The following is a 22,154-nucleotide window of genomic DNA, read 5'->3' as shown; positions in this document are numbered from 1 at the left end:
CGCCGTCGGCGGTCCACTCTCTCCGCCAACTGGTAATTACCGGACCGTACCGGTGCGCCGGTAACGAGACAACACACGAACTCACGAGTGAGCAGGGGTCGCCATGAGCACGAGCGTCGCCGCACCCGCGCCGCCGAAGGGCCGCTTCGGCCTGGCCGGACTGCAACGGCTGGGCCGCAGCCTGATGCTGCCGATCGCCGCGCTACCCGCGGCGGGCCTGCTGCTGCGCCTGGGGCAGGACGACCTGCTCGGTGCGGTACCCGGCCTGGAGAACGTCGCCTCGGTGATCGGCGCGGCGGGCGGGGCGCTGTTCGACAACCTGCCGCTGATCTTCGCGGTCGGCATCGCGATCGGCTGGGCCAAGCGCTCCGACGGCTCCACCGCGCTGGCCGCCGTCGTCGGCTACCTCGTGCTCGACGGGGTGTTCACGGCGATGAGCCCGCTGGTGCTCGACGGCGTCGTGGACTCGAAGGGCGAACCCGCCGAGATCAACTTCGGGGTGCTCGGCGGCATCGTGATCGGCCTGCTCGCCGCGGTGCTCTGGCAGCGGTTCTACCGCACGAAGCTGCCGACCTACCTGGCCTTCTTCGGCGGCAGGCGGTGCGTGCCGATCATCGTGGCCCTGGTCGCGATGGTGGTCGGCGTGCTGATGGCGCTGATCTACCCGGTGTTCAACAACGGGCTCACCGCGCTCGGCGAGGCCGTCGACGCCAACACCGTGATCGGCGGCGGCATCTTCGGCGTGGCCAACCGGCTGCTCATCCCGCTGGGCCTGCACCACATCCTGAACTCGGTCGTCTGGTTCATCGTCGGCGACTACAACGGCGTGCACGGCGACCTCAACCGGTTCTTCGCGGGCGACCCCACCGCGGGCACCTTCATGACCGGCTTCTTCCCGATCATGATGTTCGCCCTGCCCGCCGCGGCCATCGCGATCTGGCACGAGGCCAAGCCCGCCCAGCGCAAGGTCGTCGGCGGCATCATGCTGTCCACCGCCCTGACCGCGTTCGTCACCGGTATCACCGAGCCGCTGGAGTTCTCGTTCCTGTTCGTGGCCTGGCCGCTGTACGTGGTGCACGCGCTGCTCACCGGCTCCTCGCTGGCGATCAGCAACGCGCTGGGCATCCACGACGGGTTCACCTTCTCCGCGGGCGCCATCGACTACGTGCTCAACTTCGGCCAGGCCACCCAGCCGCTGCTGCTCCTCGTGCTGGGCGCGATCTACGCGGTCATCTACTACGTGCTGTTCCGGTTCGTCATCCGCCGCTGGAACCTGCGCACCCCGGGCCGCGAGGACGAGCCGGTCGAGGACGACGCCGTGACCGCCGCGGCCGCCCCGAAGCCCGCCACCGCCACCCAGACGGCCACCGCCATGTCCACCGACACGGGCGCGGACACCAGGACCGCCGAGTCCGCGGGCGAGGGCTCCGCCGAGCCGGGCCACCGTCGGCCCACCGACCCGCCGACCACCGGCTGACCCCCGGCCCGACCCGTCCCGACCCCCGCACCGAAAGCGAGCGCCACCGTGCCCAGCCGTACCGTCGTCGTCGCCTCCGAGGTCGGGCTGCACGCCCGCCCCGCGGCCACCTTCACCCGCGCCGCCGCGGCCAGCGGCATCCCCGTGCGGCTGCAGGTCGCCGGCGGTGAGCCGGTGGACGCGGCCAGCATGCTGGCCGTGATGACGCTGGGCGTCGGGCACGGCCAGGAGGTCGTGCTCAGCGCGGAGGGCGAGCGCAGCGAGGAGGTCCTCGACTCGCTGGCCGCCCTGCTGGGGAAGCCGTGACGAGCACGGTCTCGCCCGCCGGGGTGCTGACCGGGCGCGGGGTCAGCCCCGGCGTGGTCAGCGCCCCGGTGGTGCGGCTCGGGCCGCCCGTGTCGACCTCACCGGACGACCCGGTGGGCGCCGACCCGGCGGTCGAGCGCGAGCGGGTCGCCGCGGCGCTGGCCGAGGTGGCCGACGACCTGGCCGGGCGGGCCGAGCGGGCCGGCGGCGTGGCCGCGGACGTGCTGTTCGCGACCTCGGCCATGGCCGCCGACCCGGCGCTGCTGGGCGCGGCGGGCGCCGAGCTCGACCGCGGCGCGCCCACCGGCCACGCGGTCACCCTGGCGGTGCGCGGGTTCTGCGAGCGGCTGCGCGCGCACGGGGGCTACCTCGCCGAGCGCGCCGCCGACCTGCGCGACGTCGGCGAGCGGGTGGTGGCGGTGCTGTCGGGGCAGCCGATGCCCGGCGTCCCGGCGCCCGGGCACCCGGTGGTGCTGGTGGCCACCGACCTGTCCCCGGCCGACACCGCCGGTCTGGCCGGCGGCGACGTGGTCGGCCTGCTGACCGAGCAGGGCGGCCCGACCAGCCACACCGCGATCCTGGCCCGCGCGCTCGGGCTGCCCGCCGTCGTCGGTTGCGCCGGCGCCGGCGCCCTCGCGCCCGGCACCCCCGTCCGGCTCGACGGGACCACCGGCACCGTCGAGATCGACCCGCCCGAGCCCGGAGACCGGGGTCATGAGGTCGACGACGGCGCGGGACAGAGCTCCCCGTCGCTGGAGCCGGGGCCGGGGCGCACCGCGGACGGGCACCCGGTGCCCCTGCTGACCAACGTGGGCAGCGGCCCCGACGCGCTGGCCGCGGCGGCCACCGACAGCGAGGGCGTCGGCCTGCTGCGCACCGAGCTGCTCTTCCTCGACCGCGCCGTGCGTCCCTCGGTGGACGAGCAGGCCCGCATCTACGCCGCCGTGCTGGCCGCGTTCGGCGAGCGGCCGGTCGTGGTCCGCACCCTGGACGCCGGCTCGGACAAGCCGCTGGCCTTCCTCCCGCTGGGCCCGGAGGACAACCCCGCGCTGGGGGTGCGCGGGCTGCGCACGTCGGGGGCCAACCCGGGGGTGCTCGACGAGCAGCTCGCCGCGCTGGCCATGGCCGCGGCCGGCACGGGGCGCACCCCGAGCGTGATGGCCCCCATGGTCAGCACCGCGCAGGAGGCGGCCGCGTTCGCCGAGGCCGCGCACCGCCACGGCCTGACCCGGGTCGGGGTGATGGTCGAGGTGCCCTCGGCCGCGCTGCGCGCCGCCGAGCTGTTCGAGGTGGTCGACTTCGTCAGCATCGGCACCAACGACCTCGGCCAGTACGTGATGGCCGCCGACCGCGCCTGCGGGCCGCTGGGCCACCTGCTCGACCCGTGGCAGCCCGCGCTGCTCGACCTCGTCGCGATGGTCGGCGCGGCCGGGGCCGCGGCGGGCAAGCCGGTCGGGGTGTGCGGCGAGGCCGCGGCCGACCCGCTGCTGGCCACCGTGCTGGTCGGGCTGGGGGCGACGAGCCTGTCCACCGCGGCGGGCGCGCGGGCGCACGTCCGCGCGGCACTGGCCGCGGTCGGCATGCCGGTGTGTCGCGAGCGCGCCGCGGCGGCACGGTCCGCGCGCGGCCCCGATGAGGCCAGGGCGGCCGCGGCGGCGGTCGGGCCGGACGCCGTCGGGCGGCGGGAGGGAGCCGGATGACAGCGGGGCAGCACCTGCTGCGCGGGACGCTGGTCAGCGCGGGCCGGCTGATCGACGACGGGCTGGTCGCCGTGCGCGGCGACCGGATCGAGTTCGCCGGTCCCACGGCCGGGTGGAGCGGGCCGCGGCCGCCGGAGCCGGCGGGCACGCTGCTGCCCGGGCTGGTCGACGTGCACTGCCACGGGGGCGCCGGGCACGGCTTCCCCGACTCCGACCGCGCCGGGGTGCGCGCCGCCGCGGAGCACCACCTCCGCCACGGCACCACCTCGCTGGTGGGCAGCCTGGTCTCGGCGCGGGCCGAGGTCCTGCGGGAGCGGGTGCGGCTGCTCGCGCCGCTGGTCGTGGCGGGCGAGCTGGCCGGGATCCACCTGGAGGGCCCGTTCCTGTCCGCGGCGCGCTGCGGCGCCCAGGACCCCCGGATGATCGTCCCGGGCGACCCGGACCTGCTGCGCGAGCTCATCGAGGCGGGCGGCGGGACCGTCCGGTCGATGACCCTGGCCCCGGAGACCGCGCGCTACGCCGAGCTGGTCAAGACCATGGCCGAGCACGACGTGCTGCCCAGTCTGGGCCACACCGACGCCGGGGCGGGGCTCACCCGCGAGGCGATCGGCGAGGTCGGCGGCGGGCCGCTGAGCGCCACCCACCTGTTCAACGGCATGCCCCCGATGCACCACCGCGCGCCCGGCCCGGTGGCCGCCTGCCTGGCCGCCGCGGCCCGCGGGGAGATGGTGCTGGAGCTGGTCGCCGACGGCGTGCACCTGGACGACGAGACCGTGGCGGCGGTGTTCGACCTGGTCGGGCCGCGGCGGATCGCGCTGGTCACCGACGCGATGGCGGCCGCGGGGCAGGCCGACGGACGCTACCGGCTGGGCTCGCTGCTCACCGACGTCGTGCAGGGCGTCGCCCGGCTGGCCGGCGACCCGCCCGGCGCCATCGCCGGGGGCACCTCCCGGCTCATCGACGTGGTGCGCCGCGTGGTCCGCCACAGCGGTGTCGGGCTGGCCGACGCCGTCACCGCGGCCAGCGCCACCCCGGCCCGGCTGCTCGGGCTGGCCGACGTGGGCGACCTGGTCGCCGGCCGCCGCGCCGACCTGGTGCTCACCGACGACGACCTGACGCCCGTGGCCGTGATGCGGGCCGGCCACTGGGTGCACTCCGAGCCCGGACGGGAGGCGGTCTGACGTGCGCGTGCTCATCCTGGACGACGCGCGGGAGCGCGGGAGCGCGGTGGCCGACATCGTGGCGAAGGCGATCGGCGACGGCGGCGGGCGCACGGTGCTCGGGCTGGCCACCGGCTCCTCGCCGCTGCCTGCCTACCGCGAGCTCATCCGCCGCCACCGCGTCGAGGGCCTGTCCTTCGCGCGGGTCAGCGCCTACCTGCTCGACGAGTACATCGGTCTGCCCGACGGCCACCCGCAGGCCTACCGCGAGGTGATCCGCCGCGAGTTCACCGGGCAGCTCGACATCGACCCCGCCGCCGTGCACGGCCCCGACGGCGTGCACCCCGAGCCGGCCAAGGCCGCCGTCGACTACGAGCGCGCCCTGCGCACCGGTGGCCCGGTCGCCGTGCAGCTGCTCGGGATCGGCAGCAACGGCCACCTCGGGTTCAACGAGCCCGGCTCGTCGCTGCGCTCCACGACGCGGGTCGTCGCGCTCACCGAGCGGACCCGCCAGGACAACGCCCGTTTCTTCCGGTCGCTGGCCGCCGTGCCGCGGCGGGTGATCACCCAGGGGCTGGGCACCATCGGCCGGGCCGAGCACCTGGTGCTGATGGCGGCCGGGGCGGGCAAGGCCGCGGCGGTGGCGGCGGCGCTGGAGGGCCCGCTCTCGGCGTCCTGCCCGGGCTCGGTGCTGCAGTGGCACCCGCGGGTCACCGTCGTGCTGGACGAGGCCGCCGCGGCCGAGCTGCGCCACGGCGACCACTACCGCTACGCCGCGGCCTGCGACCTGGGCTGACGACACGGCCATTCGGCGGTGCGGGTCGCGGCCGGATGGGAAGATGGCCGGGACGGCGCGGGAGGGGCAGCGCGACCGGGGGGCATCGGGAGGGGACCAAGGGTGGCGCAGAATCGGCACATCGTCGACGGGATGGTGCCCAAGCACGAGCAGCTGCGCACCATCCTGATCGACCTGGCCCGCTCGCTGACCCCGGGCGACGTGCTGCCCAGCGAGCGCCAGCTCTGCCTGGACCACGGGGTCAGCCGGATCACGGTGCGCCGGACCATCGGCCAGCTGGAGGCCGAGGGCCTGCTCGTGCGGGTGCGCGGCAAGGGCACGTTCGTCGCCGCGCGCACCGCCCGCTCCCGGCTGCACCTGGCCTCGTTCACCGACGAGATGCGCCGGATGGGGATGGAGCCCTCGACCGTGGTGCTGAGCGCGGAGCGGGAGGTCCCGCCCCCGCGCACGGCGGCCGCGCTCGGCCTGGACGAGCGCGCCGAGGCCTACCACCTGCGCCGGCTGCGGCTGGCCGACAAGCTGCAGATCTCGGTGGACGAGGGCTGGTACCCGGCGGAGCTGTTCCCCGGGCTGGACAAGCTCGACCTGACGCAGTCGGTCTACCGGGCGATGGCCGACCAGTACGGGCACACGATCGATCGGGCCGAGCAGACCGTCGGCTCGGCCGAGGCCAGCGCGGAGATGGCCACGCTGCTCGGCCTGGCCCCGCGCCGCCCGGTGCTGGTCGCCGACCGGATCTCCTACAGCGGCGACGTGGCCGTGGAGCACGCGCTGACGACCTACCGCGGCGATCGCTACGAGCTGCAGATGTCGCTGGTGGCCTCGCCGGACCAGCGCGGCTGGTGACCGCTCGGCTCGCGCCGCGCGTCCTCGGCGGTGGTCGCGAGCGGGTGCCGGTAAATCAGCTGGAGTCGCGGCGCACCAGCTCGACCGGCAGCAGCACCGGGTCGCCGGGGGCGGCGCCGCCGATCTGGCGCAGCAGCAGCTCGGTCATCGTGTCGGCCTGCTCGCTGACCGGCTGGTGCACGCTGCTCAGCGCCGGCTCGGTCAGCGAGGCCAGCTCGACGTCGTCGTAGCCGACCACGGCGACGTCCTCTGGCACCCGCCGGCCCGCGGCGCGCAGCACCCGCAGCGCGCCCACCGCCATCAGGTCGTTGGCCGCGAACACGGCGTCCAGGTCGGGGGCGCGCTCGAGCAGCTCGGTCATCGCCCGCTCGCCCGACACCCGGGTGAAGTCGCCGAAGGCGATCGGGCCGATGGGCAGCCCGGCGTGGGCCAGCCCGCGGTGGTACCCGGTGAGCCGGTCGGCGGCCGCGGTCATGTCGGGCGGCCCGGCGATGGAGGCGATCCGCCGCCGCCCGGTGCCCACCAGGTGCTCGGCGGCCAGGCGCCCGCCGCCCACGTTGTCGCAGTCGACGTAGGCCAGGCCCGGCACCGGGCGCTCCGGGCGGCCGCCGACCACGGTCGGCACCCGCGCCTCGACGAGGATCCGCGGCAGGGGGTCGTCGGCGTGCATGGACGCCAGCAGCACGCCGTCGACGTGGCCGCCGCGGACGTAGTCGGCCAGGGTGCCGTGCTCGGGGTCGTCGCGGGCGTTGACCAGCACCAGCTGCACGCCGGTTCCGACCAGTGAGCGGCTGGTGGCGATGATCATGGCGGCCAGGTAGGGGTCGGCGAGCACCGTGGCGTCGGCCTCGCGCAGCACGAGGGCGACCGAGTCGGTGCGCCGCTTGGCCAGGCTGCGCGCCGTGCGGTTGGGGACGTAGCCGAGCCGGGTGATGGTGGCGTCGACCAGCTCGCGGACGTCGGCGGAGACCTTCGCGGAGTTGTTGACCACCCGGGAGACGGTGGCCCGCGACACCCCGGCCGCGGCGGCCACGGTGTCCAGGGTCGGCGACCGGAACGCGGCGCGCTCGTCGGTGCTCATGGCCCTACCCTGCCGGTCGGGAACGCCGGGGCGGTAGTCGGTCGCTGCGGCGAACGGGTGAGATGATCAATGGAAGCGCTTACACACCGGACGGGCGGGCCCGCGCCCCGCGGACCCGCCCCTCCGGGTGCGCTGCGTAGTCGGCCGGGTCAGCGGCCGAAGGTGAACCAGTTGAGGTTGACGAAGTCGGCGGGCTGCCCGCTGGTGAACGTCAGGTACACGTCGTGCACGCCCGTCACGTTCGCGATGTCGGCCGGGACCGTCCGCCACGACTGCCAGCCGCCGGTGCCGGCGATGGCGAAGCTGCCGATCGGGGCGGCGATCCGGCTGTCCAGCCGGACCTCGACCAGGCCGCTCACCCCGCCGCCCGCCCCGGAGGCCACCCGGGCGAGGAACTGCCGCGCGGGCGTGGCGCCGAAGTCGATCCCGGAGTAGCGCGCCCAGTCGCCGTTGCCCAGCGCGGCCAGGTTGGACCCGCCGCCGGTGTCGGTGGTGGCCTCGGTCGTCGTGCCGCCCTGCTCGGTGAACGCCTCGGCCTGCAGCGTGCCGTAGGCGTCCGTGCCGGTGCCCGGATCGGGGTCGGGGTCGGGTTCGGGGTCGGGGTCGGGTTCACCCCCGGAGCCCGCTGCGGTCCACACGGCCACGTAGTCGACGACCATCGGCACGCCGGGGGTGGTGGCCGCGGTGGGCGTCGAGCCGGCCAGCGCGTTCGGGAACGCGCCGCCCATGGCCAGGTTGAGCAGCAGGAAGTAGCCGTGGCCGGTCATGTTCGACCAGGTCGTGGCGTCCAGCTGGGACTGCGACACGCTGTGGTACTGCTGCCCGTCGACGTACCAGCGCAGCTGGTTGGGGCTGACCGAGGTGTCCCACTCGAAGCGGTAGGTGTGGAAGCCTGCCTGGCAGGGGCTGCCCGGGCAGGCCCGGCTGGCGCCGATGCCGGTGCTCTCGTTGCAGGCGCCGCCGGGGTTGGTGCCGCAGTGCAGCACGCCCCACACGGAGTTCACGCCGTTGACGTTCTCCATGATGTCGAACTCGCCGATGGCCGGCCAGTTCTGGTAGTCGCCCCGGTACGGCGCGCCGAGCGCCCAGAACGCCGGCCAGTACCCGAGCGCGGCGTCGCCGGTGACGTCCGGCATCCGGATGCGGCTCTCCATGGCCACGATGCCGCCGGCGGGCGGGCGGAAGTCGGTGCGCCGGGTCTCGATGCGCGCGGAGGTCCAGGCGCCGCCGGAGTCGCGCAGCGGGGTGATCCGCAGGTTGCCCGCGCCGTCCTGGGAGAGGTTGGCCGGGTCGGCGGTGTAGCGCTGGATCTCCCCGGTGCCCCAGTTCGCGGGCCCGCCCGGGTAGCTCGTGCCGGTGTCGATGATCCAGTCGGTCGACGAGGGCAGCGACCCGGCGCCACCGGTGAAGTCGTCGCCGAAGGCCAGCGTCCAGCCGGCCGGTGTGGCGGGGATGGCGGTCGGCGCCCACGGCGCCGCCGGCGCTGTGGGCGGTGTCGACGCTGTGGGCGCTGCCGCGGCCGTGGGGGCGAGCGCGACGGCGACCAGCAGCGCGGCGCCGGCCGCGGCGAGCGCGACGGGTAACCGCGGTCGTCGGGTCGGCGCTGCGGCGCCGGGCTCGGCGGTGGGACGGGAAGTGGGGGGCACGGGACCTCCTTGTCACCCTGTGTGTGGAGCGTCTCAATGAGAGCGCTTTCATCGGATCCTGCGCTACCGCCGTCCGCCCTAACGTCGTTCTGCCGCCGGCGCGCCGGCGGGGGTGCGGTAACGGTTCGGCACCGGTGACCCGCCGCCGGGGCCCTCGGTTGCGACCGCCGGTCGGGCACCGCGACGATGGACGCACCGGGTTCACCCGTGTGCCCCGGGTCGGATCGAGGAGGTCCTGCTGAGTGCCTGACGCCCCTACCGCACTGGAACCCGTCCCGCCGGACGGCGATCTCCCCGCGCGGATCAGCGCCATCCTGGACCGCCGGCACGCGCTGGTGGCCCCGGTGCGCGCCGAGCTGGAGTGGTGGCAGCGGGTCGACGCCCAGCTGACCGCGCTCGCCGCGGCCGTCGCCGTGCTGCGCGACCACCCGTCCACCTCCGCCGAGCTGCGCGCCGAGCTGGCCGCGTTCGGCCTGGACGGGCGGGTCGACGACGCCCGCAGCGGCGTCGCCGAGGCCACCCGGCTGCTGCGGGTGCTCAGCGCCCGGTTCGCCCGCGGCACGATCACCGTCGGGGTGAGCGGCAAGGCCCGGGTCGGCAAGAGCACCCTGCTGCAGTCGATCTCCGGGTTGGACGACGAGCAGATCCCGACCGGCAAGGGGCTGCCGGTCACCGCCGTGCGCAGCCGCATCCGGCACAGCGAGACCGCCGAGCGCGCCACGCTGAGCCTGCACACGTTCGAGACCTTCGCCGCCGACGTGCTCGCCCCGCACCACGCCCAGCTGGGCCTGCCGGGGCTGCCCACGTCGCTGGAGGAGTTCGCGCGGTGGCGCTACCCCGCGCCGTCGGCGCCGGGGGAGCAGTCCGGCGACCCCGCCGCGCCGCCCAGCCACGCCACGCTGCTCAAGCGGCTGCGCGACATGCAGGCCGCGCTGCCCTCGTACGCGGGCGACCTCGTCGGCGGCGAGCGCGAGCTGCACCTCGACGAGCTGCGCCCCTACGTCGCCTACCCGACCAACGCCGAGCTCGGCGACGCGTCCGGGGTGTCGCGGCGCTACCTGGCGGTGCGCGACCTGCGGATCGAGACGCGGTTCCCGCACAACCGGGTGCAGCGCCTTGCCGTGGTCGACCTGCCCGGCCTCGGCGAGGTCGCCGTCGGCGCCGACGCCCACCACGTCGAGGGCCTGCAGAACGAGGTCGACGTCGTGCTGCTGGTCAAGCGGGCGATGGGCGACGAGGCGTACTGGGGCGAGGCCGACGCCCGCGCACTGGACCTGCTCGACATCGCCCGCGGGTTCGTGGCCAAGCGCGACTTCGTCGTGCTCGTGCTCAACCAGGGCGGCGTCGAGGAGGCCATGGCCACCACGCTGCGCGACGACGTCACGCGCGAGGTCAACATGGGCGAGCCCGACCGGTTCTTCCAGGTCGTGGAGACCGACGCCGCCGACCCCGCCGACGTGCACCGGCGGGTGCTGGCCCCGGTGCTCGACCACCTCGCCGCCCGGCTGCCGGCGATGGACGCCGAGGTCCTGGCGGCCACCCGGGCCCAGACCCAGGCCGTCGTCGACCGGATCGACGTGCTGGTCGGCGACCTGAGCCGGGCGCTGGCCACGGTCCGCGCGGCCACCGGCAGCGCCGCGGAGGACCTCGACCGCCGGGCCCGCCGGCTGCGCCAGGACGTCGCCGCCGGCCTGCAGGAGCTGGTGGCGCGGCTGCGCGAGCAGGCCCGCGACGCCGCGGAGGACCCGGAGTACGTGGCCACCGTCGAACGGGCCTACCTCGCGACCCGCGAGTGGATCACCGGTGGGCTCGGTGTCGGCGAGGAGGCCTGGCGCGACGAGGGCCTGCGCCGGATGCGGGTCGACAGCTTCAGCGGCGGCTACGCCGGCGAGGAGCTCAACCGGGTCCGCGTGGAGATCAGCGACAGCTTCGAGCGGATCGACGGGTTCTTCACCGAGCGCGTCGAGAAGCTGTGGACCGACGTCGCCCGGGTGCTCGGGACGGAGCTGGGCACCCTGCTCGGCGACCCGGAGACCGACGTCGGAGAGGGCGGCACCGGCACCGGGCACGACGCGCTGGACCGGTTCGCCGACCTGCTCGACGCCGCGCAGCCACCGTGCCCGCGGCTGCGCCGGGCGGTGCGCACCCTGCGCGGCATCCGCCTGGACTACCGCTCCCAGCTGCACCCGCGGGTGCGCTCCGAGCTCGACGGGCTGGCCCTGGAGCTGCCCGACCCGCAGACCGGCCAGCTGCGCACCCAGATCACGGTGGCGGCCACCGCGGCCGGCGCCGAGGAGCTGTACCGGTTCGTGCTGCGGATGGCCGAGCAGGCCGCCTACCTGACCCAGAAGGCGCTGCTGCGCGAGGCGGTCACGCCGGCGCTGGTGCTGCACGCCGCGGCCGAGCAGTTCGAGGACACCGTCATCCGCTCCGGGGAGTCCGAGGTGGAGTTCCGCCGGCTCGCCGACGCCTACAAGAACGACATCTGGCCGGGGGTGTACCGGGAGATGGACGCCGCCAACGCCCGGTTCACCGCGGTGACCCGGGCGCGCGACCTGCTGGTCGCGACTCTGGGCGCGCGCAAGGAGGACATGCCGTGATCCCGACGAACCAGGCGCCCGCCGCCGCCGCGAGCGCCGCCGCGGCAGGCGAGGACGGCAGGCTGGTCTACCGGATCGGGATGGTCGGGCCCTCCCGGGTCGGCAAGACGTCCCTGATCACCGCCCTGCTGCACGACGGCCAACGGCTGCTGGAGGGCACCCCGATCTCGATGAAGGCGGTCGGCACCGCCACCCAGAAGCGGCTGAGCCAGCACCGCCGCGAACTGGACGGCTCGCTGCTGGCCGGCGAGTTCGACGCCGGCGCGCTGGGCGGCTCGCAGGACCAGTTCACCTTCCACCTCCTGCTCGACACCGGCATCCCGGGCACCGGCATCGAGCTGCAGCTGCTGGACTACCCGGGCGGCTGGCTCGACCCGCACACCCGCCCGGCGGGCGTGGACGCCCAGTGGGAGGAGTGCGAGCGCTTCCTGGAGCAGTGCTCGGTGCTGGTCGTGCCGGTCGACGCCGCGGTGCTGATGGAGGCCACGACGGCGAGCCACCTGCGGGCCGTGCCGACCGTGCTGGGCACCCCGCAGGTCACCGACGTCGTGCGCAGCTGGCTGAAGCGGCGCAACGAGCGGCCCGACGAGCCCGCCCTGCTGCTGCTGTGCCCGGTCAAGTGCGAGTCCTACTTCGACGACAACGGCGGGCGCCGCGACCAGTCCGCGACGCTGCTGCAGTGGGTGCGCAAGGTGTACCGCCAGGTCATCGAGCTGGTCCCGAACGAGGCGCCCGACGTGCGCAGCATGCGCGTGGTCTACGCGCCGGTGGACACGATCGGCTGCGTGGAGATCCTGCGGGCCGACTGGCTGCCCGAGCCCGACGAGCCCGGCGCGCTGACCTTCGTCGCGCACTACGGGGTGCGCCCGCCGGGGGAGCGCTCGGTCAAGGGCACCGAGGACATCATGATCGCGCTGTGCCGCCAGCTGGTGTCGGGCCGGCAGAAGGTCGAGGAGCGCGAGGCCGGGCTGCGCCGCGAGCAGGCCGACACCGCGCAGACCTTCGCCGAGCGCGACGAGGGCTTCTTCCGCAACATCTGGTACCTGGTCAGCGGGGAGCGCAGGCTGCGGGCCGACGCCGCGCGCAGCAGCCGCGAGGAGGCCATCCAGGCCGCCGAGCGGGCCAGGGCGCTGACCGGGATCGTCGAGTCGCTGGCCCGGCGCGCGCACAGCGACCGGGTCCACCAGTGGTGACAGGAGGGCGGTGAGCCCGGTGACGGCAGTGGTGACGGCGCCGTGGTGACCGCCGTCCACGTCCAGACGCGGGGCCGACAGCGCCACCGCGACTACGACTTCCTCGGCGCGGGCCCCGCGCGTCCGTGGTGGCGCGCCTACGCCGGGCACACCGCGTTCGAGCGGCCCACGGTGCTGGTCGAGTCCGACGGCGCCGGCTACCGGGCCTACCTCAGCGGCATCCCGTCGGCCCGCCGCGACGCGGTCGGCACGGTGATCCGCTACACGCTGGTCGTCGATGAGAGCGGCGGTGGGGCGCCCGCGGTGGAGCCGGCGGGCGTGGTCGCGCTCGTGCGGTGCTGGGTCGCCGAGCAGGGCGGCGCCTCCCGCTCCCGGCCCGTCCCCGGCGGGTTGTCGCGGGCGCTGGACAGCGCCTTCCCCGAGGACGAGGTCGAGCGCATGCTGGCCGCGCCCGAGCCGGTGCCGCCGGTCGACGTGCGGCAGCGGGTGGTGGCCGCGGTGCGCGCGCTGCCCGGGCCGGAGCCGTCCGGTGCGGGCGCCCCGGAGGTACCCGAGCGCGACTGGCTCGGCGACGCGGGCTCGCCGCGCTCGCGGGCCGCGTTCGTCGCCCGGGTGGGCGAGCTCGTCGTGGACCGCCGTCCGGGCCGGGCGCTGCTGCTCAACCTCGTCGGCTCGGCCGCCGACCTGACCGCGCTGCTCGACGAGGCCAGCCCGCTGGTCGTGCTGGCGCCCGACATCGCGGTGGCCGGCCCGACCCGGCTCGGCCGCGAGCGGGGTCCGGTGGGGGCGGGAAAAGCGCGGCCGGCCGCGACGGTGCCGCGGACGAGCCGCTCGACGGCGCGGTTGTGGGCGGTGCTGGCCCCGCTGGTGCTGGGGCTGGCCGCGGTGATCGCGCTGCTGCTGCCGTTGCTGTCGAGGTAGCCGACGAGGCCGCTGCCGAGGTGGCCGATGGGACCCCGGCCGGGGCGGGGGTGGCCGGGCCGGAGGCGGAGGCGGAGCCGGACCCGCAGGTGACGGTGGTGCTGCGGGTCGACCGGGACGGCTCGCCCGCGCGCAGCCTCCCGCTGCTGGGGCACTGGCGGCGCACGGCGGAGGGTCCGCTGCAGTTCACCGTGGACGGCGACCTGCTCGACGGCCAGGTCCACCTGCCCACGGCGGGCTCGATCCTGGTGTGGCCGCGCAAGGCGTTCGGCGGGATCGTCGGGCTGCACCGCATCTCCCTGGACGTCTCGGTCGGGCCCACGCGGATCCGGGTCGACGGCGCGGTGGGCCCGCCCCCGTACTGGCGCGGCATCGCGCTGCCCGGCACGGCCGACACCGCCCGCCGCTCGCACGACGTGCTGGTCTCGGTCGACGTGCTGCACCTGCTGGGGATGTGGCTGGACCTCAACGCCGCCCCGACCGAGGGCTGAGTCGCGCGGAGCGGGGTACCCGGGCGGTGAAGGCGGTGTCCGGTCGACGGAGCCGTCGACGACGGAAGGGGCAGCCCAGGTGACCAACCCCAGTGCCGATCCGCGGTCGTGGGTCGGATGCGCGGTGTCCGGGGCGGCCGGCGAACCGCTGGGCCGCGTGAGCACGGTCTACACCGAACCCACGAGCGGTGCGGCCACGTGGGCGGCGGTCGACGTGGGCGGGGGGGCGACCGCGCTCGTCCCGCTCGACCGGGTCTCCGTCGACGGCGCGGGTATCCGCGTGCCCTACGACGCCGAGCAGCTGCGCACGGCCCCGGCCTACGACCCGGCCGTCGACCTCTCCCACGACGACGTCGCCCGCCTCGGCCACCACTACGCGCAGCGCGCCCCGCGACCGCCCGCGCCGCCCGAGGAGGGCCCGGGCTGGATGGTCCGCCACGAGGAGCGGCTGCGGGTCCTCACCGACACCGTCGTGACCGGCCGCGTGCGGGTGCGCAAGCACCTGGTCACCGAGGAGCGGACCTTCACCGTGGAGGTCACCCGCGAGGAGATCACCGTCGAGCACGAGGAGGTCCCGCCGGGCGAGCGGGTGGCGCTGCCCGCCGGGGAGCAGGCGCCGGTCGGCGAGCAGGTGCTCGAGCTCGTGCGGCACGAGGAGCGGGTCGTGGTCACCAAGGAGGTCGTGCCGGTGGAGCGCGTGCGGGTGGTGCGCAGCGTCGTCACCGAGCCCCAGGAGGTGCGCGGCGTGGTCCGGCGCGAGGTCCTCGACGTGGCGCAGGACCACCGGGGCTGAGGCGGTGCAGACGTTCCTGCCCCACCCGGACTTCGCGGCCAGCGCGGCCGCGCTCGACCCGAAGCGGCTGGGCAAGCAGCGGGTCGAGACCCTGCAGGTGGTGCGCGCCACGACGGTGCCCGGCTACGGCTGGCAGAGCCACCCCGCGGTGCTGATGTGGCGCGGGCACCTCGAGGCGCTGGGCCGCTACGGCCTGGACGTCGTGGCGGAGTGGGTCGCGCGCGGCTTCGGCGACACGTGCGGGGCGAGCATCCGCTACGAGCTGAGCGGGGCGGGGATCCGCACCGTCCGCACGCAGGCCGAGCTGGCCGAGGTCGGCGCGCTGCCGGCGTGGCTGGGCGACGAGGCGCTGCACCGCAGCCACCGCTCGGCGCTGCTGCGCAAGGACCCGGGCTGGTACGGCGCGCGGTTCCCCGGCGTCCCCGACGACCTGCCCTACGTGTGGCCGGTGCGCTCGGCGAAGGCGGTCGAGGCCGAGCGGCGCCGGGCCGCCCGGTCGTCATCGTGACCGCGTCGGAGACCGACATCGCGGCAGTGCTGTCGGCGGCCCGGGCGCGCGCCGAGGCGTTGGCCGAGCGCGACACCTCGGCGCTGGAGGCGCTGCTGCACCCCCGGTTCCGCTGGACCTCCCACCGCGGGGCGGTGCAGCACCGCGACGCCTACGTGCGGTCGAACACCGCGGCCGCGGTGCGCTGGTACGGGCAGGGCCTGGAGGATCCCGACGTCGTCGTGGTGGGCGACACGGCCGTGCTGACCGGCACCGTCGTGGACGACCTCGACCCGGGCGACGGGCGGCGGACCCTGCGGATGCCGGTGACGCAGACCTGGGTGCGGCTGCGGGGGCGGTGGGTGTGCCTGGCCGGGCACGCGGGGCCGGTCGGGTAGCCCCGGCTCCGGTACCAGGTGTGGGACGACTGTCCCAGACGATTGACACAGAAGGGCCCGGGCCGCACGATCATCTGCGTCCCACCGGCCGGAGATCCACGCCGTCCGCCCGGAACACCGCGCAGGAGGTCCGAGTGAGCTGGCAGAACTGGGCCGGCAACCAGCGCACCGATCCCGTCCGGACGGTCCGCGCCCGCGACACCGCCGACGTCGTCGACGCCGTGCGCACCGCCGCCGCCGAGGGCCTGCGGGTCAAGGCGCTGGGCTCGGGGCACTCGTTCACCGGGGTCGGCGTGCCCGACGGGGTGGCGGTGCTGCTCCCGTCCGATCCGGTCGGCCTGCGGATCGACCCGGCCGCCCGGCGGGCCACCGTGCCGGCCGGGATGACCCTGCGGGTGCTCAACGCGCTGCTGTGGCGCCACGGGCTGGCGCTGCCGAACCTGGGCGACATCGACGCGCAGACCGTGGCCGGCGCGATCTCGACCGGCACGCACGGCACCGGGGCGGCGTTCCCGGGGTTGGCGGCGCAGGTCGTGGGGTGCCGGATCGTGCTGGCCGACGGCTCGGCGGTGGACTGCTCGGCCGAGGTCGAGCCGGAGCTGTTCGGGGTGGCCCGGCTGGGGCTGGGCGCGTTCGGCGTGCTGGTCGAGGTGACGCTGCAGGCCGTGCCGGCGTTCATGCTGCACGCCAGGGAGGCCGCGCAGCCGCTGGACCGGGTGCTCGCCGGGCTCGACGAGCTGGTCGCGACCAACGAGCACTTCGAGTTCTACTGGTTCCCGCACACCGACGTGGCCGCGACCAAGGCCAACAACCGCACGTCCGCCGAGGGCGGGCCGGCCCGCGGCCGGGTGGCCGAGTGGGTCGGCGACGACCTGCTGGGCAACGCCGGGTTCGAGGTGGTCTGCCGGGTCGGGCGGGTGCTGCCGCGCGCGGTGCCCCGGCTCAACCGGGTGGTGGCCGGGCAGTTCGCCGCGGGGGAGTACGTCGACCGGTCCTACCGGGTGTTCACCAGCCCGCGGCGGGTGCGGTTCCTGGAGATGGAGTACGCCGTCCCGCGCGAGGCGCTGCCCGAGGCCTTCGCCGGGGTGCGGGCCGCGGTCGAGCGGCACGCCAGGGCGGTGAGCTTCCCGGTCGAGGTGCGGGTCGCCGCGGCCGACGACGTCCCGCTGTCCACCGCGACCGGTCGCGAGTCGGCCTACCTCGCGGTGCACGTCCACCGCGGGCAGCCGCACGAGGCCTACTTCAGCGCGGTCGAGTCGGTGATGGTCGCGCTGGGCGGGCGCCCGCACTGGGGCAAGCTGCACACCCGCACCGCCGAGCACCTGCGCACCGCCTACCCGGCCTTCGACGACGTCGCCGCGCTGCGCGAGAAGCTGGACCCGCAGCGCCGGTTCGGCAACGCCTACCTGGAGAGGGTGCTGGGATGACCGCTGGGACGCTCCGGCACGTCGCCGACCTGGCCACCCCGGCCCTGCTGGTCGACCTGGACGCCTTCGAGGCCAACCTGGCCGACATGGCCGCGGCGCTGCCCGGCCCGCGGCTGCGCCCGCACGTCAAGGCGCACAAGACGACCGCGCTCGCGGCCCGCCAGGCCGCGCTCGGCCATCGCGGCTTCACCTGCGCGACCGTCCGCGAGGTCGAGGGCATGGTGGCCGCCGGGCTGGGCGAGGACCTGCTGCTGGCCAACGAGGTGCTCGACGCGAGCAGGCTCGGGCCGCTGGTCGAGGCGGGCGCGCGGATCACCGTCGCGGTCGACTCCGAGCAGACCCTCGCCGCGGCGGTGGCCGGGGGAGTGCGCGAGGTGCTGGTCGACGTCAACGTGGGGCTGCCCCGCTGCGGGATCGCCCCCGAGCGGGCCGGGTGGCTGGCCGAGCGCGCCCGCGCCTCGGGCGTCGAAGTGCGCGGCGTCATGGGCTACGAGGGCCACCTGATGATGGTCCCGGACCCGGCCGACCGGGCCCGCCGGACCGAGGAGTGCATGGCCCTGCTGCTGGCCGCGCACGCCGACGTCGGCGGCGATGTCGTCTCCGGCGGCGGCACCGGCACCTACGCGATGAACACCTGGGTCACCGAGGTCCAGGCCGGCTCCTACGCGCTGATGGACACCGCTTACACCGCCGCCGGGCTGCCCTTCCGCCAGGCGCTGACCGTGCTCGGCACCGTCGTGTCGGCCACCGCCCCGGCCGGCGACGCGCCGGGCTGGGCGGTCGCCGACGTCGGGCTGAAGGCGCTGGGCATGGACCACGGCAACCCCGCGGTCCCCGGGGCGAGCGTCTGGTTCTGCTCCGACGAGCACCTGACCTTCGGCGGCGGGTCGCCGCCGTCGGTCGGCGACCGCGTGCACGTGCTGCCGGCGCACGTCGACCCCACGATCGCGCTGCACGAGCGGATGCACCTGGTCCGCGGCGACGAGGTGCTCGACACCTGGGAGGTCGACCTGCGCGGCTGGTGAGGTCACTGGATGGGGCAGCGACGCTCCCACCGGGGTCCGCGCACCAGGTGACCCGGCTGATGGGCGACCGGGGCACCCCGCGCGAGGCCTGACCCGGTCCGGCGCGGCCCGCTCAGCGGCCGAGCCAGCCCCCGTCGACGGGCACCAGCGCGCCGTGCACGTAGTCCGACGCGGCCGAGGCCAGGAAGACGGCGACGCCGGCGAGGTCCTCGGGACGGCCCCAGCGCCCGGCCGGGATGCGGTCGAGGATCGCCGCGTGGCGCTGCGGGTCGTCCTGCAGGGCCTGGGTGTTGTCGGTGGTGATGTAGCCGGGCACGATCGCGTTGACGTTGACCCCGCGCCCGGCCCACTCGTTGGCCAGGGCGCGGGTCAGCCCGGCGACGCCCGATTTCGCCGCCGCGTAGCCGGGGATGGTGACCCCGCCCTGGAAGCTCAGCACCGACGCGGTGAAGATGATCTTCCCGGAGCCCCGCTCCAGCATCCGTCGCCCGACTTCGCGAGCCAGCACGAACTGGCTCGCCAGGTCGACCGCCAGCACGTGGTCGAAGTCGGCGTCGGAGTGCTCGGCGGCGGGGGCGCGCCGCACGGTGCCGGCGTTGTTGACCAGGATGTCGACGGGGGTGTCGGCCAGCTCCGCGGCGAAGGCCGTGACGGCCGCGCGGTCGGCGAGGTCGAGCCGGTGGCCGCGGAAGGACCGGCCCGCGGCCCGCACCCGGCGCTCGACCTCGCTGCCGTCGCGCTCCTGGCCCGCGCTGGCCGCGATGACGTCGGCCCCGGCCCGGGCCAGCGCCTCGGCGATCGCCAGCCCGATGCCGCGACGCGCGCCGGTGACCACGGCGACGCGGCCGGTCAGGTCGAACAGGTCGAGGGTCACCGGTGCCGCTCCCGTGCTCGCCGGGCCGGGTCCGGCGCCGCGGCCGGCCCGGAGGCCGATCTCGCGCAATCTACCCGGGGCGGGCACGATGCCGGCATGACCGCAGTCGCCATCGTCGTCCTGGTCCTGATCGTCGTCGTCGGGCTGCTGATCGGCTACGGCTGGATCACCGACCGGGGGGTGGTCGCACCCGCGTCCGACACCGAGGAGTGAGCCGGTCGACACGGGGAGCGGCGCCTGTCCGACCAGACAAGTTACCCGTCAGTAGCCGATACCCGGAGTACGCGGTACCGTCGGTCCCATGACCACGCGGGACCGCCGGAGCACTCGTTGGGACGCCCATCGCAGTGCGCGCCGCGCCGAGCTCGTCGAGGCCGCGCTGGCCGCCGTCCGCGAGCACGGCGCCGGCGCGGGCATGGACGACGTCGCGGCCGGTGCGGGCACCAGCAAGACCGTCGTCTACCGGCACTTCGCCGACCGCGCCGACCTCTACACCGCGGTCTGCGCGCGCGTGGCCGAGTCCGTCGTGCGGCACGTCCGCGCGGCCATGGACGCGGCGGACCCGGCGGGCGGCTCGCGGGCGATGGCCACCGCCGCGATCGCGGAGTACCTGCGCCTGGTCGAGGCCGACCCCGAGGTCTACCGCTACGTCGTGCACCGGCCGCTGCTCGAGCGCGACCTGGTGCGCGGGGGCGGCGACCCGGTGGGCGACCTCGTCTCGCGCATCGGCGCCGAGGCCGCCGTCGTCATCGCGGCCCACCTGGCCGCCCACGGCCGCGACACCACCGCCGCGGCGCCCTGGGGGCACGGCCTGGTCGGGCTGGTGCACGCCGCCACCGACAACTGGCTCGCCCACCCCGCCGCCATGTCCCGCGACCAGCTCGCCGCCCACCTCACCGACCTCGCCTGGGCCGGTCTGTCCGGCGTGCTCCCCCGACCGAAGGAGGTCACCGCATGACCACCCCCGAGATCGACCCGCTCGCGATCCGCCGCGTCCTGGACGGGCGCTGGTCCGCCGTCCGCGACGAGGTCCGCGCGCAGCTGGGCCAGCAGCGCCTGCTGCCCGACCCCGACCTGACCACCGAGCAGCACCGCGACCGCGTCGCCCACGGCATGCGCCTGATCGCCGAGAGTGGACGCCCCCGGACCGGCTTCGACGCCGCCCGCGGCGGGCGCGGCGACGTCGGCGCCGTGGTGACCGGGTTCCAGATGCTCGGCTACGGCGACCTGTCGCTGCTGGTCAAGGCGGGCGTGCAGTGGGGGCTGTTCGGCGGCGCGGTGCAGGCGCTGGGCACCGAGCGCCACCACGCCCGGCACCTGGAGCGGATCATCACCGGCGAGCTGCCGGGCTGCTTCGCCATGACCGAGACCGGGCACGGCTCCGACGTGCAGCACCTGCGCACCACCGCCACCTACGACCCGGACACCCGCGAGTTCGTCGTGCACACCCCCGACGCCGCCGCCCGCAAGGACTACATCGGCAACGCCGCCCGCGACGGCCGGGTGGCCGTCGTGTTCGCCCAGCTGGTCACCCGGGGTGAGAGCCACGGCGTGCACGCCCTGCTCGTGCCCATCCGCGACGCGTCCGGCGCCGCGCTGCCCGGCGTCACCATCTCCGACTGCGGGCGCAAGGCCGGGCTCAACGGCGTCGACAACGGACGGCTCGTGTTCGACTCCGTGCGGGTGCCGCGGGAGAACCTGCTCGACCGCTACGGCGACGTCGCCGAGGACGGCACCTACTCCAGCCCGATCGACAACCCGACCCGCCGCTTCTTCACGATGCTCGGCACCCTCGTGCGCGGGCGGATCAGCGTGGCCGGCGGCGCCGGCGCGGCCACCCAGAAGGCGCTGGCGATCGCCGTGCGCTACGGCGACCTGCGCCGCCAGTTCACCGACCCGACCAGCGGCGAGGAGGTCGTGCTGCTGGACTACCTCGTCCACCAGCGCAAGCTGCTGCCCGCCCTGGCCACCACCTACGCGATGCAGTTCGCCCAGGAGGACCTGGTCGGGCGGATGCACGCCCTGCAGGCGCCCGGCGGCGAGCGGGACGAGGCCGGGCAGCGCGAGCTGGAGACCCGCGCCGCCGGGATCAAGGCGATCGCCACCTGGCACGCCACGGCGACCATCCAGACCTGCCGGGAGGCCTGCGGCGGGGCCGGCTACCTGGCGGAGAACCAGCTGCCCCAGCTCAAGGCCGACACCGACGTGTTCACCACGTTCGAGGGCGACAACACCGTCCTGCTGCAGCTGGTGGCCAAGACGCTGCTCTCGGACCACGCCCACCGCGTCGGTCGCCTCGACCCGCTGCGCAAGGCCGGGTTCGCCGCCGGGCTGGCCGCCGACACCGTCGCCGAGCGGACCGGGCTGCGCACCCTGCTCAGCCGCGGCGACCTGCGCGAGCGCGCCCACCAGCGGCGGCTGTTCCGGGCCCGCGAGGAGCACCTGCTCGCCGGCGCGGCCCGGCGGATGCGCCGGGCGCTGGCCCCGGGCGCCGACCGGTTCGCGGTGTTCAACGGCGCGCAGGACCACCTGCTGCAGGCGGCGCGGGCCCACGTCGACCGGGTCGTGCTCGACGCCTCCGCCGAGGCCGTCGAGCGCGTCGAGGACCCCGCGGTGCGCGAGCTGCTCGACCGCCTCTGCTCGCTGCACGCGCTGTCGCGGCTGGAGGCCGAGCGGGCGTGGTACGTCGAGCACGGCTACCTGACGGCCGCCCGGACGAAGGTCCTCGTCGCCGCGGTCAACGCGCTGTGCGCCGAGGTGCGCCCGCACGCCCGGGCCCTGGTCGACGGCTTCGGCATCCCCGAGCCGTGGCTTGCCGCGCCGATGCTGGGGGTGGACGCCGAGGCCCAGCGCCGCGGCGACGCCCGCGCCGACGACCTGGCCGCCGTCGGCTGAGATCCGCTCGACCCGTGTCGATCCGCCCCGGCCGCGGG

20 protein-coding genes are annotated in these 22,154 nt (G+C 75.9%); 17 read left to right on the top strand and 3 right to left on the bottom strand.

From position 1 onward, the window contains the following. Positions 1-103 precede the first annotated feature (103 nt). The 6 genes from KDL28_RS34430 (at position 104) to KDL28_RS34405 (ending at position 6,285) form a co-directional block, all read left to right on the top strand. Positions 104-1,477 carry a PTS transporter subunit EIIC gene (locus KDL28_RS34430; protein WP_252445424.1) on the top strand — a complete coding sequence of 458 codons (1,374 nt, stop codon included), beginning with the start codon at positions 104-106 and terminating at the stop codon, positions 1,475-1,477. 48 nt (positions 1,478-1,525) lie between these two features. Next, positions 1,526-1,783, top strand: a complete 258-nt coding sequence (locus KDL28_RS34425; protein WP_252445422.1) for an HPr family phosphocarrier protein — start codon at positions 1,526-1,528, stop codon at positions 1,781-1,783. Then, positions 1,780-3,483, top strand: coding sequence for a putative PEP-binding protein (locus KDL28_RS34420; protein ID WP_252445420.1), 1,704 nt, complete (start codon positions 1,780-1,782; stop codon positions 3,481-3,483). Before KDL28_RS34425 ends, KDL28_RS34420 begins: the two co-directional genes overlap by 4 nt. Then, the gene (locus KDL28_RS34415; protein WP_252445418.1) at positions 3,480-4,664 is read left to right on the top strand and encodes an N-acetylglucosamine-6-phosphate deacetylase; all 1,185 of its coding nucleotides are present in this window, start codon (positions 3,480-3,482) and stop codon (positions 4,662-4,664) included. Before KDL28_RS34420 ends, KDL28_RS34415 begins: the two co-directional genes overlap by 4 nt. Before the next feature lies 1 nt (position 4,665). Next, positions 4,666-5,439 carry a glucosamine-6-phosphate deaminase gene (locus KDL28_RS34410; RefSeq protein WP_252445416.1) on the top strand — a complete coding sequence of 258 codons (774 nt, stop codon included), beginning with the start codon at positions 4,666-4,668 and terminating at the stop codon, positions 5,437-5,439. Between the two features lie 102 nt (positions 5,440-5,541). Next, positions 5,542-6,285, top strand: coding sequence for a GntR family transcriptional regulator (locus KDL28_RS34405; protein WP_252445414.1), 744 nt, complete (start codon positions 5,542-5,544; stop codon positions 6,283-6,285). A 55-nt stretch (positions 6,286-6,340) separates the two neighbouring features. Here the strand turns inward: KDL28_RS34405 and KDL28_RS34400 are convergent, their stop codons facing one another. Then, on the bottom strand, positions 6,341-7,366 hold the full coding sequence (locus tag KDL28_RS34400; protein WP_252445412.1) for a LacI family DNA-binding transcriptional regulator: 1,026 nt from the start codon (positions 7,364-7,366) through the stop codon (positions 6,341-6,343). Positions 7,367-7,515: 149 nt separating this feature from the next. After that, the gene (locus tag KDL28_RS34395) at positions 7,516-9,012 is read right to left on the bottom strand and encodes a glycoside hydrolase family 16 protein (protein ID WP_252445410.1); all 1,497 of its coding nucleotides are present in this window, start codon (positions 9,010-9,012) and stop codon (positions 7,516-7,518) included. Between the two features lie 242 nt (positions 9,013-9,254). Between KDL28_RS34395 and KDL28_RS34390 the strand changes: the two genes are divergently transcribed. The 9 genes from KDL28_RS34390 to KDL28_RS34350 all read left to right on the top strand — a co-directional run bounded on the left by KDL28_RS34390 (position 9,255) and on the right by KDL28_RS34350 (position 18,347). Beyond that, positions 9,255-11,612, top strand: a complete 2,358-nt coding sequence (locus KDL28_RS34390) for a hypothetical protein (protein ID WP_252445408.1) — start codon at positions 9,255-9,257, stop codon at positions 11,610-11,612. Continuing rightward, on the top strand, positions 11,609-12,805 hold the full coding sequence (locus KDL28_RS34385; protein ID WP_252445406.1) for a hypothetical protein: 1,197 nt from the start codon (positions 11,609-11,611) through the stop codon (positions 12,803-12,805). Before KDL28_RS34390 ends, KDL28_RS34385 begins: the two co-directional genes overlap by 4 nt. Positions 12,806-12,847: 42 nt before the next feature. Then, on the top strand, positions 12,848-13,726 hold the full coding sequence (locus tag KDL28_RS34380) for a hypothetical protein (RefSeq protein WP_252445404.1): 879 nt from the start codon (positions 12,848-12,850) through the stop codon (positions 13,724-13,726). 20 nt (positions 13,727-13,746) lie between these two features. Beyond that, positions 13,747-14,217: a hypothetical protein gene (locus tag KDL28_RS34375; protein WP_252445402.1), complete on the top strand. Its 471-nt coding sequence runs from the start codon at positions 13,747-13,749 to the stop codon at positions 14,215-14,217. Positions 14,218-14,296: 79 nt separating this feature from the next. Beyond that, positions 14,297-15,010, top strand: coding sequence for a YsnF/AvaK domain-containing protein (locus tag KDL28_RS41835; protein WP_252445400.1), 714 nt, complete (start codon positions 14,297-14,299; stop codon positions 15,008-15,010). Between the two features lie 4 nt (positions 15,011-15,014). Further along, a complete protein-coding gene (locus tag KDL28_RS34365) occupies positions 15,015-15,518 on the top strand; it encodes an MSMEG_6728 family protein (RefSeq protein ID WP_252445399.1) in 504 nt (167 codons plus the stop codon). Continuing rightward, positions 15,515-15,895: a nuclear transport factor 2 family protein gene (locus tag KDL28_RS34360; protein WP_252445397.1), complete on the top strand. Its 381-nt coding sequence runs from the start codon at positions 15,515-15,517 to the stop codon at positions 15,893-15,895. Before KDL28_RS34365 ends, KDL28_RS34360 begins: the two co-directional genes overlap by 4 nt. A 134-nt stretch (positions 15,896-16,029) precedes the next feature. Continuing rightward, a complete protein-coding gene (locus KDL28_RS34355; RefSeq protein ID WP_252445395.1) occupies positions 16,030-17,322 on the top strand; it encodes a D-arabinono-1,4-lactone oxidase in 1,293 nt (430 codons plus the stop codon). Continuing rightward, the gene (locus KDL28_RS34350) at positions 17,319-18,347 is read left to right on the top strand and encodes an alanine racemase (protein ID WP_252445393.1); all 1,029 of its coding nucleotides are present in this window, start codon (positions 17,319-17,321) and stop codon (positions 18,345-18,347) included. Before KDL28_RS34355 ends, KDL28_RS34350 begins: the two co-directional genes overlap by 4 nt. Positions 18,348-18,459: 112 nt before the next feature. On the opposite strand, the gene KDL28_RS34345 is transcribed toward KDL28_RS34350, so the two are convergent. Then, positions 18,460-19,221, bottom strand: a complete 762-nt coding sequence (locus KDL28_RS34345) for an SDR family oxidoreductase (protein WP_252445391.1) — start codon at positions 19,219-19,221, stop codon at positions 18,460-18,462. A 301-nt stretch (positions 19,222-19,522) separates the two neighbouring features. Here KDL28_RS34345 and KDL28_RS34340 point away from each other — a divergent pair, with 301 nt between their 5' ends. Continuing rightward, positions 19,523-20,179 (top strand): TetR family transcriptional regulator, encoded by a 657-nt coding sequence (locus KDL28_RS34340; RefSeq protein WP_252445389.1) that lies wholly within the window; start codon positions 19,523-19,525, stop codon positions 20,177-20,179. Further along, positions 20,176-22,116 carry an acyl-CoA dehydrogenase family protein gene (locus KDL28_RS34335; RefSeq protein ID WP_252445388.1) on the top strand — a complete coding sequence of 647 codons (1,941 nt, stop codon included), beginning with the start codon at positions 20,176-20,178 and terminating at the stop codon, positions 22,114-22,116. The genes KDL28_RS34340 and KDL28_RS34335 overlap by 4 nt, the downstream gene beginning before the upstream one ends. The last annotated feature ends 38 nt before the right edge of the window (positions 22,117-22,154 follow it).

The sequence above is a fragment of the Pseudonocardia humida genome (assembly GCF_023898865.1).
Classification (GTDB): domain Bacteria; phylum Actinomycetota; class Actinomycetes; order Mycobacteriales; family Pseudonocardiaceae; genus Pseudonocardia; species Pseudonocardia humida.
This window is presented reverse-complemented; position numbering and strand designations above follow the sequence as displayed.

Bases quoted from the DNA above. Each gene is read 5' to 3' on its own strand.
- KDL28_RS34350 (WP_252445393.1), top strand. From the start codon at position 17,319: ATGACCGCTGGGACGCTCCGGCACGTCGCCGACCTGGCCACCCCGGCC.
- KDL28_RS34335 (WP_252445388.1), top strand. From the start codon at position 20,176: ATGACCACCCCCGAGATCGACCCGCTCGCGATCCGCCGCGTCCTGGAC.
- KDL28_RS34415 (WP_252445418.1), top strand. From the start codon at position 3,480: ATGACAGCGGGGCAGCACCTGCTGCGCGGGACGCTGGTCAGCGCGGGC.
- KDL28_RS34430 (WP_252445424.1), top strand. From the start codon at position 104: ATGAGCACGAGCGTCGCCGCACCCGCGCCGCCGAAGGGCCGCTTCGGC.
- KDL28_RS34400 (WP_252445412.1), bottom strand. From the start codon at position 7,366: ATGAGCACCGACGAGCGCGCCGCGTTCCGGTCGCCGACCCTGGACACC.
- KDL28_RS34340 (WP_252445389.1), top strand. From the start codon at position 19,523: ATGACCACGCGGGACCGCCGGAGCACTCGTTGGGACGCCCATCGCAGT.